At 39.4% G+C, this 16,396-nt stretch carries 13 protein-coding genes; 4 read left to right on the forward strand and 9 right to left on the reverse strand.

Annotated features, from left to right (window positions below):
* Window positions 1-3: 3 nt before the first annotated feature.
* Window positions 4-1,182 (reverse strand): efflux RND transporter periplasmic adaptor subunit, encoded by a 1,179-nt coding sequence (locus ATS72_RS11095; protein WP_058430059.1) that lies wholly within the window; start codon window positions 1,180-1,182, stop codon window positions 4-6.
* A 288-nt stretch (window positions 1,183-1,470) separates the two neighbouring features.
* Between ATS72_RS11095 and ATS72_RS11100 the strand changes: the two genes are divergently transcribed.
* Complete coding sequence (locus tag ATS72_RS11100) at window positions 1,471-3,978, forward strand: zinc-dependent metalloprotease (RefSeq protein WP_058430058.1); 2,508 nt, start codon at window positions 1,471-1,473, stop codon at window positions 3,976-3,978.
* A gap of 65 nt (window positions 3,979-4,043) precedes the next feature.
* Here the strand turns inward: ATS72_RS11100 and ATS72_RS11105 are convergent, their stop codons facing one another.
* The 4 genes from ATS72_RS11105 to ATS72_RS11120 form a co-directional block, all read right to left on the reverse strand.
* Window positions 4,044-4,832, reverse strand: coding sequence for a PhzF family phenazine biosynthesis protein (locus tag ATS72_RS11105; RefSeq protein ID WP_058430057.1), 789 nt, complete (start codon window positions 4,830-4,832; stop codon window positions 4,044-4,046).
* Window positions 4,833-4,848: 16 nt separating this feature from the next.
* Window positions 4,849-5,322, reverse strand: a complete 474-nt coding sequence (locus tag ATS72_RS11110; protein ID WP_006792506.1) for a pilin — start codon at window positions 5,320-5,322, stop codon at window positions 4,849-4,851.
* Window positions 5,319-6,140 carry a hypothetical protein gene (locus ATS72_RS11115; RefSeq protein ID WP_058430056.1) on the reverse strand — a complete coding sequence of 274 codons (822 nt, stop codon included), beginning with the start codon at window positions 6,138-6,140 and terminating at the stop codon, window positions 5,319-5,321. The genes ATS72_RS11110 and ATS72_RS11115 overlap by 4 nt, the downstream gene beginning before the upstream one ends.
* A 64-nt stretch (window positions 6,141-6,204) precedes the next feature.
* Complete coding sequence (locus tag ATS72_RS11120) at window positions 6,205-6,819, reverse strand: SemiSWEET family transporter (RefSeq protein WP_058430055.1); 615 nt, start codon at window positions 6,817-6,819, stop codon at window positions 6,205-6,207.
* 284 nt (window positions 6,820-7,103) lie between these two features.
* Between ATS72_RS11120 and ATS72_RS11125 the strand changes: the two genes are divergently transcribed.
* Entirely contained in the window at window positions 7,104-8,237 is a 1,134-nt protein-coding gene (locus ATS72_RS11125; RefSeq protein ID WP_058430054.1) for a PepSY-associated TM helix domain-containing protein, read from the forward strand.
* A 48-nt stretch (window positions 8,238-8,285) separates the two neighbouring features.
* Window positions 8,286-9,440 carry a hypothetical protein gene (locus ATS72_RS11130; protein WP_058430053.1) on the forward strand — a complete coding sequence of 385 codons (1,155 nt, stop codon included), beginning with the start codon at window positions 8,286-8,288 and terminating at the stop codon, window positions 9,438-9,440.
* Window positions 9,441-9,503: 63 nt separating this feature from the next.
* Here ATS72_RS11130 and ATS72_RS11135 read toward each other — a convergent pair whose 3' ends face one another.
* The 4 genes from ATS72_RS11135 to ATS72_RS11150 form a co-directional block, all read right to left on the reverse strand.
* A complete protein-coding gene (locus tag ATS72_RS11135; RefSeq protein WP_058430052.1) occupies window positions 9,504-12,329 on the reverse strand; it encodes a TolB family protein in 2,826 nt (941 codons plus the stop codon).
* Window positions 12,330-12,455: 126 nt separating this feature from the next.
* A complete protein-coding gene (locus tag ATS72_RS11140; RefSeq protein ID WP_058430051.1) occupies window positions 12,456-14,015 on the reverse strand; it encodes a PH domain-containing protein in 1,560 nt (519 codons plus the stop codon).
* A complete protein-coding gene (locus ATS72_RS11145) occupies window positions 14,008-14,541 on the reverse strand; it encodes a PH domain-containing protein (protein WP_058430050.1) in 534 nt (177 codons plus the stop codon). Before ATS72_RS11145 ends, ATS72_RS11140 begins: the two co-directional genes overlap by 8 nt.
* A 62-nt stretch (window positions 14,542-14,603) precedes the next feature.
* A complete protein-coding gene (locus tag ATS72_RS11150; protein WP_058430049.1) occupies window positions 14,604-15,455 on the reverse strand; it encodes a D-hexose-6-phosphate mutarotase in 852 nt (283 codons plus the stop codon).
* A 428-nt stretch (window positions 15,456-15,883) separates the two neighbouring features.
* On the opposite strand from ATS72_RS11150, the gene ATS72_RS11155 reads away from it, so the two are divergent.
* The gene (locus ATS72_RS11155; RefSeq protein ID WP_008131907.1) at window positions 15,884-16,366 is read left to right on the forward strand and encodes a MarR family winged helix-turn-helix transcriptional regulator; all 483 of its coding nucleotides are present in this window, start codon (window positions 15,884-15,886) and stop codon (window positions 16,364-16,366) included.
* The last annotated feature ends 30 nt before the right edge of the window (window positions 16,367-16,396 follow it).

The raw sequence follows: 16,396 nt of genomic DNA on the forward strand, positions 1-16,396 counted from the left end.
ACCTTAAAGCTGTTGCGTATTTGAGGTGCTCACATCAGAGCTTTCAGGTGCCGGTTGGGCACCTGCTATTTTAACTTCCATTCCCTTTTGAGGGTATTCTGGTAACGTAACCACCAGCTTATCATCAGCTTTTAGGCCACTACTAATATAGAAGTACTCGCCTTCTTCTCGTATTACCGTTACCTTTCTTGGTTCAAGGGTTTGGTTTTCACCAACCACCCAAACGGTTTGGTTGTTAACAAGCGCTTGAGGTAAACGGTAGATATTATTTAATGTTGTACCAGCAAAATTAACCTGTACGTAACTGCCAAATTTAATTGCTGGTTGTTTATTTTTAAGGCCATACGGGTCTTCAATTCGCACCACTAAACTGCTCATACGTGTTGCGTTATCTACAATACCTAAATCGCGGTCAATAACGCCTTCACGAGTAAAGCTATTAAGGCCTTTTTGAATAACTGTTGCGGTAATCCCTTTAATACGCTCAGGCAAAAACACACTATCAAAGCCTGCAATAGGAATAATTACTTCAGCAGTTTCTATATTGTTTAGCTCAGCGACTTGCGAGCCCATTGTCACGTATTGGCCCACACCTACATTACGGCTCACAATAAGTGCATCGTAAGGTGCTTTAACATCACAGTTTTCTAAATCTCGCTGCGCACGTTTTAATGCTGCTTGCGCTGATTTAACATTTGCTTGCGCACTAAGTACTTGAGGCTTGCGTAAAAATAAATCAGTACGCGCTTTACTTGGAAAGCGTTTTGCTTCGTCTTCAGCTACTTTTGCTTGCGCTTGTTCTTCAATTAAACCCGCTTGGGCACGAGCAAGTTCAGCTTCAGCCACGAGCACTGCAGCTTCGTAGTTATCTTTTTCAATCGAAAATAAGGTTTCACCACGTGCTACAACCCCACCGGCAACAAAACTCGGATGCCAACTCAGTACCTCTCCCGATACCTGTGCAGACAGTTGTGTATTTTCCAGCGGCTTTACTTCGCCATAGCTGTTAATTACAACCTGATGGTCGTTAGCCGAAACCGGCTCAACTTGAACAGTAGGTCGCGTATCAACTAACCCTTTTTTTTCTTGTTCATTTGCAAGAGCGTTTATTGCTTTAAAACCAACAACTCCTATAGCAAGCGCAACAAATGGAAAAACCCATCTAAGTGAATTTGTTTGCATATCCTAATTACCCCAAATTTCTATTAACGCCATAATAACAGAGCTTAATTAAACAATTACGTGACATTTGTAAGCAACTGTTACAAATGTGCATTAATTATACTTCTCGTAATTAATTACTTAATTATAAATTAGATTATATAGCCATAAAATTATATTTTGTTACAAACTTTTACTATTTAAAATCAATACATTAAATAAAAAAGGTATTATTTCATCGATTTGTTGTACGAAACAAATTGAAATTACGTACAGTAAAAATAAATTAACAAACGAAAAGATGACATTATGAAACTAACCACCCTAACTCTTGCGCTCAGTATTGCTCTAAGCGGCCATGCTTTTGCCAATGACAAAAAAGACGAAAAAAAACCAAAAACATTAAGTGAAATGATCAAAGGTCAAACCGAATTTGCCGGTATATTTAACCTTTATCAGGACGAAAAAACGGGTAAGCACTTAATGGTCATTAACGAATCGCAGCTTGATACTCCTTTCGTTTATTTTGCTCATACAGTTGATGGGGTGACTGATGCTGGACACTTTCGTGGTTCTTACCGTGAAACCAAACTCATTGAGTTTAGGAAGTACTTCGACCGTATCGATATTATAAGTAAAACACCTCGTTATAAATTTGACGAAAACAGTGCCATTTCAAAAGCCAGCAATGCAAACATTAGTGAAGCTGTGCTTGCGAGTATTAAAATAGAAAAAGAAGAAGATGGTAGAATTGCCTTTAACGTCAATAAGTTATTTTTAAGTGAAGCACTTCATAAAGTATCTCCTACTATAAATCCCGCAGATAAAAATGCGAAAAAACGTTTTAAAGTAGGCAAGCTAGACAGCAAAAAATCGCGCATTATTAAACAGCGTCCTTATCCTAATAATTTAGACGTTGTCGTAGATTACGTATTTACCAATGCAAGTCCAACCGTTCGTGGCTCTGGCGCAGTAAGTGACCCGCGTAGTGTTTCTGTGAAGGTTCAGCATTCATTTGTAGCACTCCCACAAAACAACTACCAGCCTCGTTTAGACGATGCGCGCATTGGTTATTTCACAAACCAGTTTGATCAAATGACGTCAACTGATTGGACGCCTTACGAAGATGTAATTAAGCGCTGGGATTTACAAAAGAAAAACCCAAGCGCTGCACTTTCAGAGCCTGTAAAACCAATTACATGGTGGATAGAAAACACCACGCCAATAGAGTGGCGCGACACAATTAAAGACGCTGTACTTGCATGGAACAGCTCTTTTGAAAAAGCAGGCTTTAAAAATGCCTTAGAAGTAAAAATACAACCTGATGATGCCGACTGGGATGCAGGCGACATTAATTACAATGTACTGCGTTGGACCTCATCGCCAAAACCACCATTTGGTGGCTACGGGCCTGCACTTGCCAACCCGCTAACAGGCGAAATACTGGGCTCAGACATTATGCTTGAGTTTGTATTTATGAAAAATCGTTGGATTTACGACACCCTTTATACACAGGGCGCTATGAGCCACAGCAATAGTACACATACTGGTGAATTAAACTGCTCATTAGGTCATGAAATTCAACAAAACCTTATGCTTGCAAAAGGCTTAGCTGCTGGCGATAGCATTGAAGAAAACGAAATGATACGCCAAGGGTTAACACAGCTTATTCTGCATGAAGTAGGTCATACATTGGGCCTTAACCACAACATGAAATCATCTATTTTGTGGGATGAGAAAGAAGTGCACGATAAGAGTAAAACCCAAGGGATCGTAACAGGCTCAGTAATGGATTATGCACCGGCTAACATTGCGCCGATTGGCATGCAGCAAGGTGATATTTTTCAAACTAAACCAGGCCCATACGACGACTGGGCTATTAACTACGGATACAGCGTAGCGCTGGCTGATGAATCTGCCGAGCAAGCTCGCCTTAGTAAAATTCTTGCGCGTTCTAGTGAGCATGCTTTAGCATTTGGTAACGATGCAGATGATATGCGCGCGCCGGGCCGTCATATCGATCCCCGCGTAATGATTGGCGATTTGTCATCAAACCCAGCAGCGTATGGTGCAGACCGTATGGCACTTATTAATAAACTGTTTACTGAGCTTAAAGATAAAGCCACTGTTGAAGGTGATTCTTACCAGCAACTTGTTACCTCAGCTAATAGCTTATTTGGCCAGTACAGATCGCAGGCAGGTATTGTATCTCGTCAAATTGGTGGGGTTTATGTAGAGCGTGCAGTTGTAGGTGATGCAAACGCCGACAAACCTTTCACCCCAGTGCCACTTGAAAAACAAACTCAAGCTATGGAAATTCTAGCCGAGTACGTGTTTGCACCTGATGTGTTACAAAGCATGCAACCGCTTTATAACTTCATGCAGCAACAGCGCCGCGGGTTTAATCACTATGGTAAAAATGAAGACCCTAAACCTCACAAAATGATTTTAGGCATGCAAAAGTCTGTGCTTGCACAGCTGTTGCACCCAGCGGTTTTACTGCGTATTTCAGATACCGCTTTATACGGAAACGAATATAGCTTAAATCAATTTATGGGGGATTTAACCGCAAGTATTTTTGTTAAAGACGCAGAGGCCAGCTCAATCAGTCACAATTTACAAATTGAATATGTAAACCAACTGATTGCAATTGCGGGTTTAGGCAAACCAAGCAAGTTCGATAACCTCGCTAAAACAGCCGCGCTTTATCAGTTAACCGAAATAGCGGATACAAGCCTGTCATGGGGCGCAGATACTGCAGCCAAAGCCCATAAAAAGTATATTGATCGCTTAATTGCAAAAGCACTCGAAGCGTAAATAGTTGTAACAAAAAAAGGCCACATTGATTGTGGCCTTTTTTATAAACTTAATTCCTATCACCATTAAAGGTAAATTGTGCCTTTTAAATACCTAACAGCATGGCCTGTTAAAGTTACCGTTGACTCCCCAACATCGCACTGTATATGACCACCTCGGCTAGATGCCTGATAGGCAGTTAACTGTGTTTTACCTAACAACTGTGCCCAGTATGGAGCAAGCCCTGTATGAATAGAGCCAGTGACATAATCTTCATCGCCACCGCTGGCAGGCCAAAAATAACGAGAAACAAAATCGTATTCATCACTAGGCGCAGTGGCAACTACATCGTGTGGCGCTAGCGTTTTTAAGAGTTCCGAGTCGGTTTTTAAGCTCTTTACTTGCTTAGCCGATTCATAAACAGCAAAGTAAGCTTGACGATTTTTAAGTACTTTAATAGGTTGTATAGACAAGCCATTTAACAGTGCCTGTGGCGGGTTTTTAACCTCTACAGGTGCTTGTTTAGGGAATGTCATGGCGAAGCTGCCATCATTGTTTTTATTAACAATCAGCTCGCCTACTGCATCAGCGATAAAGCGAATTTGCGATACATTATGTTCTTCACATAATACATACGCAGCAGCCAAAGTGGCATGGCCACAAAAGTCTATTTCCATTAAAGGTGAAAACCAACGAATAGCAAAACGGCCATCGGTTTGCCTACAGGTAAACGCAGTTTCAGATACGTTGTTTTCAGCGCCTATGTTTAGCATTAGGTCATCATCCAACCACGACTCAAGTGGGATAACAGCTGCATAATTGCCTTTAAATAAAGCGTGTGTAAACGCATCAATTTGGTGAATAGTTAATTGCATTAGCTTCCCTAGTATTTTAAATACACGCCGAGGGTAATAAATCTTTTGGCACTGAGGTTTTATTTTCACCAATCGCTTTCATTCCTGTGACTGGCTGATCAAAGCCGCACAACCAAGAAATTGGGCTAGAGGGGCTGCCCTCAACAACTGCTGGTCTAAACGTTAACGTGGTATTTTGTAAAGGCCGAGATGCTTTGTTACCTAAAGCAATATGTATGGCACCGTTTTTAATAGTAATTCCCGTTACTCTATTCCCTATTAAGTATTGACTAGCAGGCACACCCGCTTCTTCATTATTATTAGGAAAACGTTTATTCTCGAGGTAAAACACTGTTACGTCTTCTCTTATTGCAGCAGCCATAGCAAGGGGATCAACAAGCTCTGCCTTTTGCATGTATTTACTGTATTGAGGCAATGCTACAGCGGCCAAAATACCAATAATTGATACAACCACCATTAACTCTATGAGCGTAAATCCTTTTGCTTTCATAATACTTCTCCATACATAAATAGTGGTTTATAGGCCGCTGAAACAAACAAATAAATAGAGACAACAATCACTGCACCATAAATAATTATAAGTTTATTAATAAAGTATTTTGCGCGCTGATTAAACTGTTTTAACTGCTGCTGTAACAGTACTTCAAACTCATTTTGAGCATTTAACCCCAGCGCTTCACACTCATATAAATGCTTTGTTTCTGTGGTTGTAACACCTGAATTTACTGAGCTTAATGGAAAGAATAAAATAGCAGTTAATGTTTCGTAGTTTTTGACTAGTTTTCGTGGGAAAAACACTTTAAACAAGCCTGAAAACGGCTTTAGCTCACTTAATACACTGGCGTTTTTGAGCTTTAAAATTGCGCTAAGTATAAAACTAAGCAGCAAAAATAATAATATGATCGGAACATACCAATAGCGAAAATAGCTATCAAAGATATTGTGATCATGTTGTTGATTCATGCTGTACATGTCTACAAACGCAGGGACAACAAAAAGTTGGTAAAGAAGAGAAGATAAACAAAAAAACGCAAAAACAAACGTCAAATAAACAAGCCAGCCTTTATGCTCAAATTTAAAATCGTTGATTAATTTGGGTAAACACTGGTAATAAGTTGCACTTTTTTGCGCGGCTATTTCGTCTTGCGACACAACACCTACAACTAGCGTTTTTGCAAGTTCACTATCGTCGTTATCGCCTTGGTATATGCTTAGGCTCGCCTTTTCACTTAACCTTAGCTTATCGCTTTTGCTTAACTGTGATGAACTATTTATTCGGCATAAATAGCCAAATTGCTCCCAATTCATACTCTATCCTTTGAATAACGATAAAGTAACATGCCATATATTTACCTAAATATAAATGAAAACATTAAGCCATTACTGGTCGCATTTTATAATATTGCATACAACCAAACTGCACGGCATTAGTCAGCAACAACATGATAAACATAAGTAAGTGTGAAGTACTTGGTGTGGTATTTGTTAATTCAACAACTAAGCCACAAATGCCCGCTATGAACTGCAAACTAAAATAACGAGCACTTAAATTACTTACATCACCTGTGCGCAGCGTTTTGTAGGTTTGTGGCATTACGCGCACTGAGCTCATCACCAATCCTACATAAGTAAGTGCGCTGAGCACCCATGCTGTATCAAAGTTTGAACTTAATAACAGCGAAAAAGGCATAAGCGAAAAGCCAAGCATGAGTATTAATTGCAGCCGCTCTTGCTTTGCGGCGTTGTAACGGGCAAAAAAGTACAAGATCAAGCCGCTTAATACGCCTGTTACAAAAAAAGGTAAAGCAATAAAGTATCGCTCAAAATAAATGTTATACGTTATGAAATAGAGACTTTGTGCGACTCCAAATGTCATCATCAACAAAGATAAACCAGAAACACTTCTGTTTTTTCTAATTTTATTTAGCAATGGTAAAAAACTAAAAAGTAAAATAAATGAAGACAAAATAGGCAAATAGTGCGCCAAAACAACCTCGCTGTTACATAACGGTTACTTTAATTACTTAATAAAAACATTTATTAAACATATGTTTTAAAAGGCTTTTACTGTGAGCGCGGCATTGTAGAGTGAAGTTAATTTAACTCAACTAAACAGCAAAAACCCTTTCAAGGAACTGGAAACTTATATTTACAAAATATGTTATGTAATGTGCACAGTTTATTAATTTCCCGAATACTTACTCAATTACTATTAAATACAAATAACAATTGATATCATTTGTATATAGGTGAATTAGATAACGATAACCCATGAGAAAAACACTTTTCAAAATTCATAGCTGGATTGCTCTCATTGCAATTATTCCATTAATTGTAATTAGTATTACCGGCAGTGTGCTCGTATTTAAAAGCGAGATAGATGGCCTACTTATGCCCGAAAGTCATTTTGTGATTAGCACTCAACCTGAACGCTTGAATATGGATGAGTTAATTTCCATCACTCAGAACGCTTACCCTGAGTATGTTATCGGTAGCTGGGAAATTTTTAACGACGATACTGCTGATCGGGTTTACTTAATCGAGCGCGAGTCGCAAGTTTGGTATAAATTTCATTTAAATCAATATACTGGTGATATTTTGTCAACTCCCGTGGGAACGAGCCATTATTTTACAGATTGGTTTTTAGAACTCCATTACACCTTTTTACTCAATGATTTAAAAAGCTTACCAGGCCAAACAGGCACCGTTTTGGGGTTCTTTTTTGCTTTATTTTTATTGGTGCTTGGAATAACCGGCCTCATTATTTACCGAAAGTTTTGGCAACGCCTATTTACCGTGCGTTGGCGCGCAACATTACAAATCGTATTAAGTGATATTCATAAAATGACTGGTGTTATTGGCTCACCTATTTTAATTGTTTTAGCTATAACCGGTGGTTATTTTAATGGTGCCGTTTGGTATCACGAAGTACTTGAACATGCTGAAGAAGAACATCATGCCCTAACCAAAAACCTGTATAGCAAAAATGTTTCCTTCCAAGATATTTTAGATGACAGCAAGCAACAAATAGCCACGTTCAACAGCACTTACTTGGTTATGCCATTAGAGCCTGACGACAACATTACTGTATTTGGTGAAGTAAATTCTAATAACCCACTGGCAAGTGAATACGCTAATACCGTTTCGTATAACAAAATCACTGGTGAGCATATTGCCAATTGGGATATACGCCAAGTAGGTCTTGGCTGGAAAGTGCTAGACAGCTTTCGTAAGCTTCATTTTGGTTATTTTGCTGGCCTAATAAGTAAAATACTTTGGAGTGTTATAGGGCTAAGTCCACTGTGGCTAAGCGCTACTGGCTTTTACTTATGGTTAACACGCCGCAAACGTAAAAAACAATCGCAAAAAAATCGTCATAATAAACAACGAACAATAACCGCTTGATTAAAAAGTCACCTCAATGTAATGTTAAAAATCACATTGAGGTGACTTATGAAATCTATAGTATTAGTTACGTTATTTTTGGTATTTTTAAGTGCATGTCAAAGCACTCCAACAACGCCTACAGTTGAGCACCCCCAGCTTACTGCGCTTATCAATCACACCCGTTTTAAACAAATAGACACTCCCAGCGAGTTGAATATTTTTGAATTGCCAAACGCCGAAAAAAAACGCTTTTTAGCTTATGCCGACCAGCAGCAACTAAATGGTGTTAGAACCGATCGTATTATTTACAACTATTTAGAAAACCAACTTAGCGATTTTAGTTATCATGGTGACACATTAACTTCTTCGCAAACTCTGACTCGCGCACACGGCAACTGTATTAGTTTAGCGGTTCTTACACAAAGTTATGCAAATGCGCTGGGGCTAGAAACCAGCTTTCAAGAAGTTACTAGTGAACCTGTGTACGCAAAAGAAAGTGGAATGGTCTATGTAGCTAATCATTTTAGAACCATGGTATATGCACCAAAAGTTGAGAAAAAAGATAACGTTATTCAAGTTTTTCGCCCAGGTACCCTGATTGATTATTTTCCTACACGCGGTAGTTTTTATTCTGGCAGCGCCAGCTACAACGACTTAGTTGCGAAGTTTTATGGCAACTTAGCAGCTAAAGCATTTGCTGAAGAAAATCTTAACGCTGCTTATTCTTTTATTTTACAAGCCAATAAATTTACCCCGAATGATGCTGAGCTTTTTAACATGGCGGGTATGTTACATCGCCGTGCGGGAGATTTAAAAAACGCAGAAGTAATTTACGAAACAGCAATAAACAATAATTTATCGAGCGTCAATTTAGTTAATAACTATCAACTATTAGCTAAACAACTTGGTAAAACTGTACTTGTAGAGCAACTAACCAGCCAATTAAATTACAAAGAAAGAGACCCTTATGAACTACTTGCTCTAGCAAAAAACGAATTACAAACCGGTTATATTAATCGAGCAAAAGACCACTTAGAGCTCGCTTTATTTAAAGCCCCCTATATTTCTGAGCTATACCTAGAACTTGCTAAAGTTCGCTACCAGCAAGGTAAAACTGAACGTTCAAAGCGACTTCTCAAAAAAGCAATTGAATACGAACGAGACGATAAAAAGTTAAACGTATATCAAGCCAAATTGTTGTCGTTGCAGTATAAAGATTAGGCTGAATTGAACTGTGGTTAATCGATTTACTACCCACAGTTCAACTAAGCTCATTAAATTTATTTAAAGCGAATAATAAAAGCTCAGCCATGCACGCATTTCATCATCAAAGCTGCTGCCCTCAACACGCGACACCCCCACATTAAATGTTAAATCGTTAACACCCGCAGGCCCCATGCCAAAGCTAAAGTCACCTTGATATTTTAAACCGTAACTTTGTGCATAAACGCTGTCATCTAATTGATGCTGAGTGTAATAAAGCCATGGCATACCTTCTTTATAAGTAACTCCGCCGCCATATCCTTGGTAACGCTCGGCAGTTGCACTATAAAAAGGCAGATCAGCTGCCAGCACAAATTCACTACTGTAGTGTTGATTAATAAGGTTTGAACTAAACCCGCCTAGCGCAAGGCGTGCATCGTCTCGCTGCTTTTGTGTGAAATTAATGTACAAAGGAGCGTTATACACCTTACCAAATATGCTCGCATCGAGGTCATACCCTTGCCAATTGTTTTCACTTTTACCTTCGTACCAACGGGCATTAATACGCTGCCCTATAGCAAAAGCTTGGCGGTCATATTGCCAACTTTGAGCAAAACCGACACGCGTCCAACGAGTATGGCTTTGTTTGTAATCAGTATAGTTATAAGCAAGCTCAGGGGTTAAGCTTAATTGGCCAAACTTAAGTGGATAGCTCATTGCTACAAACCCACCAAGAGCATCTATTTCGTTATTTAAATTGCTTGGGCTTAAAGCTTGATATTGGCGTGAGGTATCTAAGTTGTAGTCATACAAAGCGAGTTTAAACTTAACATCAAGCGCATTGTATTTAGCGTTTACAAACCCGCCATGTAATGCATCATCGTTTAAGTCAATGCTATAACCGGCTTGCAGGTCTAGCTGCTTTAATAAATCACTGCTTTTAATACCCATACTTAATAAGCTGGTCGATGCAGAATAATACTGAGAACCCAACGCAAAGGTTGCATGTTGATCAAATATTGCATAATCGCGCTGTTCGCCAGCCTCTTGCGCGTATACTTTAGCCTCTGGCAATGTGTGCTCATTAACCATTAATAGCGGGGCTTTGCTATTAGCAGCTAAATCGGTCACCTTCGTTTTAATACTGGTATTCGCTAGGCTTTTTACATCAGGGCCGTCGGCATTAATCGATAAATAAAGCAGCGTTTCATCTTGCATTTCAATGGGGTGAGCAACCGCTTCTTGCCCATGTGTTAAACGCTTTAGGGTATTACTGGCTATATGGTAATTATAAATATCAGTCGTTTTATTTAATCCCGCAACAAAATAGATTGATTCGCCATTGTCACTAAAACTAGGTTGAGTTAAATATTGATACCCGTTTGGCATAGGTACAGGCCGGCTAATACCACTATCAACATCTTGTATATACATTTGCCAGTTTTCGTTTAAAGAAGCCGATAAATAAACTAATTTTTTATTATCGGAGCTGAGCGTGGGGTAATCGTATGCAGTATTTAAGCTTTTTTTGAACAACGGCGTTATGGTACCGGTGCTGATATCAACTTTTACTAATTCAGAATAACCATCACGTATTTGCTCTGCATACACTGCTTTACCGTCGCTTGTTGCATTAAAGCGTCTTAGCCCTGCAAACTCGGTTAGCTTTTCTACGTTGCCGGTCTCAATGTTATAGCTAAATATATCAGACACCCGATTATAAATGCCCGACTCTTCAGTACTATAAGCATTAAAATACAGTGTCGTGCTATTTACCCATTGCGGGTTGGCTATACCTGCCCGATTTATTTGATTAAGTATTTGCTTTTGTTCACGCTTAAACACGCTCGGTGGCGAATCTGGTATATCGAGTGGGTCTTGCTTAATTAACTCATTTTGTGCCTTTTCAAAGCTCTCCATCGCTTTGGTGTTATCTTCGGTGCTATAAATAACGAGCTTAGTATTACGCTTTACATCACGCTCAACTATTGCAAGCTTACTGCCATCATGTGAAAGTGCTGGAGTGCTTGCGTATAAATCAAGCTCTAGCCATAACTCACTATTGAGTGGTTGCTCTCCTTGCTCTTGCTGCATGGCCTTATACGTATATTCAGCAATAAAACGGCGATATAACTTCGCCGCACTTTGGCCAAACACACCTTCAAATGCTTCATCAAAATCACGCGACTTAACCGCCTGCATTCGGGTCCATACACTATCAAGTATTTGCTCAGAAAATGTTTGCTCTAGCCAATATAAAAACCGACTGCCCATCAAATAGGCCATAGAGCCACCCATAAAACCATTATCACTATTCAATTGCCCATAGGTTGGTAGCGCACCTTGTTGAGCAAATTCACGTAATATCGACTCAGAGTAATTATCAAATAAGCGCCCTCGTCCGGTCATTTTAGATTCAATTAACGTTGCATACCCTTCAGCAACCCAGCGCGGCGTATCACTGTAGGTTAAATCGTAAATATCCCACAAACCGCGCACTTTTTGCTGCCAGTGGTTGCGTGTAGGCTGGGCCAAATGCACTAAATGAATGTATTCGTGCAACACCAGTAACTGCTGCCAACCAGAACTGTTTGAAATCACCGTATCAGACTGCGGTGGGGTAGTAAAAAGTGCCATTACTGGGTTGCTTGATGTAGGCAAGGCAAACCCGTTCGCCGCATTTAAGGGGTCAAACACGACAACATCGACTATTTCATCGAGTGCACGATTTTGTTGTTCAAGCACTTTCGTGCGAACAATTTCAAGTTCAACCGCGGTCGATTTAGCAAAATCAATATGCTCAATGCTGTAGTGCACATTAAAATGCTCGGTATGAATGGTTTGCCAATCCGCAGCGAACGCGGGGGCAGCGAGCAACAAAGCTGAGGCAATGAGTGACTTTTTCACAATAATCCCTTAAGTAGCATTTTCAATAATGCTTAGAGTATTATTAAACTCACTGAGTTTGCAGTAAAAAAGTGTAATAAAGCATGTGCAAATGTGTTTTCGCACATACTTTATTGTTTGCAGAAATTACATCCAACTACGAGTGTCTGACTCAGCCTGTTTAAGCGTAAAATCAATCACAAAATCAGCGTCTTGCTCTTTTATGTATGGCATAAACGCAAAGCCATGAGCAAGTTGTATATACAGGCTTTTCAATCCTGATCTCCGCATTAAATAGGTACTTTCGCTACTAGCACTTTGTACTTTATATAGTTCAAACACGCGATAATGTACGCCAATCATGCCTTTACGCACAACCATGTAAAATCGGCCATCATCTTCATGTAAATAGTAACCATAACGTTGATACGACAAGGTAACCAAGCCTGCAAATACAACAAGCACACCCACGCTGATAAAGTAATTAAACTCATTAAAATAACAAAAAACAGCCACAAGTAAGCTAGGTAACAATGCATACAAGACTAAGTTTTTATACCAAAGTGCTCGCTCTGCCTGCTTAAATGCCAGTGCGCTGTTGTTAAACCACGGGTAAATCCACTGGCATACGCTGTTTACTTGCTCGTTATTTAACACAGGTAAAACTAAGGTTTGTTTATTTTTTTTAGCGGCCATACCCGCCATTGCACCACCGCTACTCGCTTGCAAAAATTCAACGGTAAAGCGCTTAAGTAACCGGGCAATAATATTTTGCTTAATGACAATCGACTGCACTTTGTCTAAGCTCATCGATAACTGGTGGCGCTCTAATAAACCGGCAATGCGTTTAAACTTTTTACCTTTAAAATAAAGCTGATAATTATAAAACCGAATCAGCGACATTCCCACCGAAAGCAAAACAGCAATAAGCACCACAAGTACAAACATTGTGAATATAGCAAATAACGCTGCACTGGCTACAAGACCAAGTTCTTGCTCATAAAACCCTTCTACTTTTGTGATTAATTGCTTTTCAAGCACATCGGCTACCACATTTATGAGTGGTGCAATGGCGGCTAGCGCTAAAATAGCCATGTTTGACATTAAACCAAACTTGGCTATTTCTTTGTTTGAAATAAACAAACTACTTTGCTCAGTAGCCTCGTCTGTTTCTACTTCGCTGTCTGGCTCAAGTTGCTGCTGGGCCTTATAAGCAAATATTTGCTTTCGCATTTGCTCTGCGTAACCTTGGGTTACGCCCGGCAATACAGCTTCTTGAGCCGCGCTACCTGCCGCATCAAAAATACAATTAACCAACGTTACTGGTTTAAAGTAAAAAGGCTCAGCAATATTTACATTTTGTACTCGCTCAAATTTAAGCGTTAAACGTTCTTTTTTAAAAACACCTTTATTGAGTAGTATTTCGTTATCGCTTGAAATACAAAACCTAAAGTTTCTGTAATATAAAACCGAGTATAAAAGCAAAGCACTTACAGCCACTGCTGCTGCAATTTGCCCCCAGAAGAGTTTGTTTTCTACTTGTGTAACAAATACAAAGCCAAGCGGTAATAGGTTAAATATACCGTCACGCACAAAACGCACACCAAAATGGACAACAAAATACACAAGTGCCCAAGGCGATACCTTTTGCCACAATTGCGTCTGGCCAGCACCCGTTTGTGTAGTATGAGGTGTAAAATCACTCATCGGCTGGTACAGCCTGAGTAGACGTTTGCTCTTGGCGGTAATCTTGAACAAACTGGCGCATATTTTTACAATCCGTGTGTGTAAGCCCGCTTACTTGCAAATCGGCACTCATACCACCGGCGCTATACAATTTTAAACTGGCTAAACCCAGCTTTCGCTCAATAGGGCCGCGGTGTATTTCAATGTGCTGTACGCGCGCTAGCGGTAAAATAGTAACCCGCTGCCAAATAATTCCTTTTTTAAACGCAATGTCGTGCTGACGCATAGCCACACCTTGCAATTTAATGCTCGCAACGCTGTAAAGCATAGAAGTGAGAATTAAAATAGGCATACCAATTAATAAGTACGTTTGCGCGTTATTCGCAAAATTTTCGTTGAAGTAACAAATTGCGGCTAATATTGCGCTAAAGGGAATATAAAACACTAACCAGTTAAGTTGTGCATGCAGCAATGCTTTATCGGCAAGCGCTTTAAATTCAATGTTTTTATGCTGTGGTAAATCCGTTATTTGCTGATTGTTAAACACACTATTTCCTATACTGTTTTTATTATTTTATTCGTACACAAAGCCTAATTAGGCATATCTAATTATGCCCATTCTATAGATGTTACCAACGTGTGGCTTTGCTGTGGTGCAAGAGTAACAGCATCATCTAATACATTGGCGGCTTCTAGGCATAACATGGTTTTGTATTCATCGTCAGCAAAATTAGACAAGCGCTTTGATTTTTCAATCCACGGATTCCAAAGCACACACGAACTAGAGTTTGCTCGCCCAACTTTAATAACGCCTTCGGGCGTATTTATATATTGAATAGGTGTGGCTTGGGTGTAAACCATATCGGTTTCACGTTCAAATCCAACAACCGCTTGTTGCGTAAAAGGTCCTTCAGCAAATTCAATATATTGCGCGCCTTGTAAGCCGTCAACATGTGTATTAGTAATATCTGACGTTGGAAAATATGTATGCAACGCTTGTGTATAGCTAAACGCCGTATCGCCTAAGTTTGTTGTGGTTAGTCTCACCTCAAGCGAATCACTTAAAACAAATTCCACCTTCAATGCCGACTGATGCGGCCAATTTTCAGTGTTCACCAACTTCATGGGTAGCTTTAAACTCACCGTAATACATTCCTCAGTTTCATTAACCTCATCAGCTTGCCACAAGCTGGTTCGGGCAAAACCATGTGCTGGCCAACCAGCGTTAGCGTGTGTCCCAAACCAAGGCCAACAAATAGGAATACCACCGCGAATACTCATGCCTTCTGAGAACGTTTCATTACCCGACACCCAAATAAGAGGTTGCTTACCTTTAGGTGTAAATTGCGTAATTTGACCACCTTGCAAAAATATTTTTGCATCGCACAAATCACTTTCAATATTAATAAATTCAAGACCGGTTTCGGTGTGTTCAATGCTCACTGATGGCGATAATTTCATGCCTTTCCCTTTAATATTAATAATCACAACGTTCAATACTCTTACATATAACGTAAAGTATAAACCAAGCAAATAAGTTTTTGCTTATTCAGACAATCATTGTGAGCATATTGATAGTTGTATATCATGCACTTACTTAATCTATAATTTAACTAATTACACACTAAACGCATAAAATGAATCGTAAAAAAGCAATTTGAGCAGTGTATTTAATAGTTCAAACGTAGCTAAAATGCTTAACTAAGCATTCCCACCTATTAAACACCCTTAATTAAAGGGGGCTTGCTTTAAGGTAAATTAGTTTCTACTCTAATTAATAAAAACGAGTAACAGCAGTAAAAAATTAAATTTTTAATTTGAATTCAATTTATTTGATGTGTAACATTTCGCGATTATGGCAAAGCATCGCTTTTCGACGAGATAAACACATGCAAAAATATGACGAGTTATTGGTATCTTTACGTAAAGTGATCCGAGCGATTGATTTACATTCAAAGCAACTTAATAAAACAGCCGGCTTAACTGGCCCACAACTGCTTATAATGCACGAAGTGTCTCAAACTGATGGCATCACTGCTAGCCGCATTGCGCAAAATGTAAATTTAAGTCCAGCGACCGTAACTAATATTCTCGACAGAATTGAAAGCAGAGATCTGGTTACGCGCGTTCGAAGCCAAATGGATAAACGTCGAGTGAGCTTACACCTCACCGAAAAAGGGAAAGAATTACTACTTAAAGCCCCTCAACCATTACAAGAACACTTCATAGAAAAGTTTTCTGGTCTGGCTGAATGGGAGCAATCTTTGTTACTTTCCTCTATGCAGCGTATTGCAGCAATGATGGATGCAGACAAATTAGATGCATCTCCCTTACTTGAAGTGGGCGCACTTACACAAGCGCCTAAAGAATAAAAAACGAACAATAAAAAATATAATGGTTTT

Origin of the sequence: Pseudoalteromonas sp. 13-15, assembly GCF_001468205.2 — a bacterium.
Lineage (GTDB): Bacteria > Pseudomonadota > Gammaproteobacteria > Enterobacterales > Alteromonadaceae > Pseudoalteromonas > Pseudoalteromonas marina.

Excerpts from the sequence above, each read along its gene's own strand:
- ATS72_RS11095 (WP_058430059.1), bottom strand. The coding sequence starts at position 1,182 with ATGCAAACAAATTCACTTAGATGGGTTTTTCCATTTGTTGCGCTTGCT.
- ATS72_RS11100 (WP_058430058.1), top strand. The coding sequence starts at position 1,471 with ATGAAACTAACCACCCTAACTCTTGCGCTCAGTATTGCTCTAAGCGGC.
- ATS72_RS11105 (WP_058430057.1), bottom strand. The coding sequence starts at position 4,832 with ATGCAATTAACTATTCACCAAATTGATGCGTTTACACACGCTTTATTT.
- ATS72_RS11110 (WP_006792506.1), bottom strand. The coding sequence starts at position 5,322 with ATGAAAGCAAAAGGATTTACGCTCATAGAGTTAATGGTGGTTGTATCA.
- ATS72_RS11115 (WP_058430056.1), bottom strand. The coding sequence starts at position 6,140 with ATGAATTGGGAGCAATTTGGCTATTTATGCCGAATAAATAGTTCATCA.
- ATS72_RS11125 (WP_058430054.1), top strand. The coding sequence starts at position 7,104 with ATGAGAAAAACACTTTTCAAAATTCATAGCTGGATTGCTCTCATTGCA.
- ATS72_RS11130 (WP_058430053.1), top strand. The coding sequence starts at position 8,286 with ATGAAATCTATAGTATTAGTTACGTTATTTTTGGTATTTTTAAGTGCA.
- ATS72_RS11140 (WP_058430051.1), bottom strand. The coding sequence starts at position 14,015 with ATGAGTGATTTTACACCTCATACTACACAAACGGGTGCTGGCCAGACG.
- ATS72_RS11150 (WP_058430049.1), bottom strand. The coding sequence starts at position 15,455 with ATGAAATTATCGCCATCAGTGAGCATTGAACACACCGAAACCGGTCTT.
- ATS72_RS11155 (WP_008131907.1), top strand. The coding sequence starts at position 15,884 with ATGCAAAAATATGACGAGTTATTGGTATCTTTACGTAAAGTGATCCGA.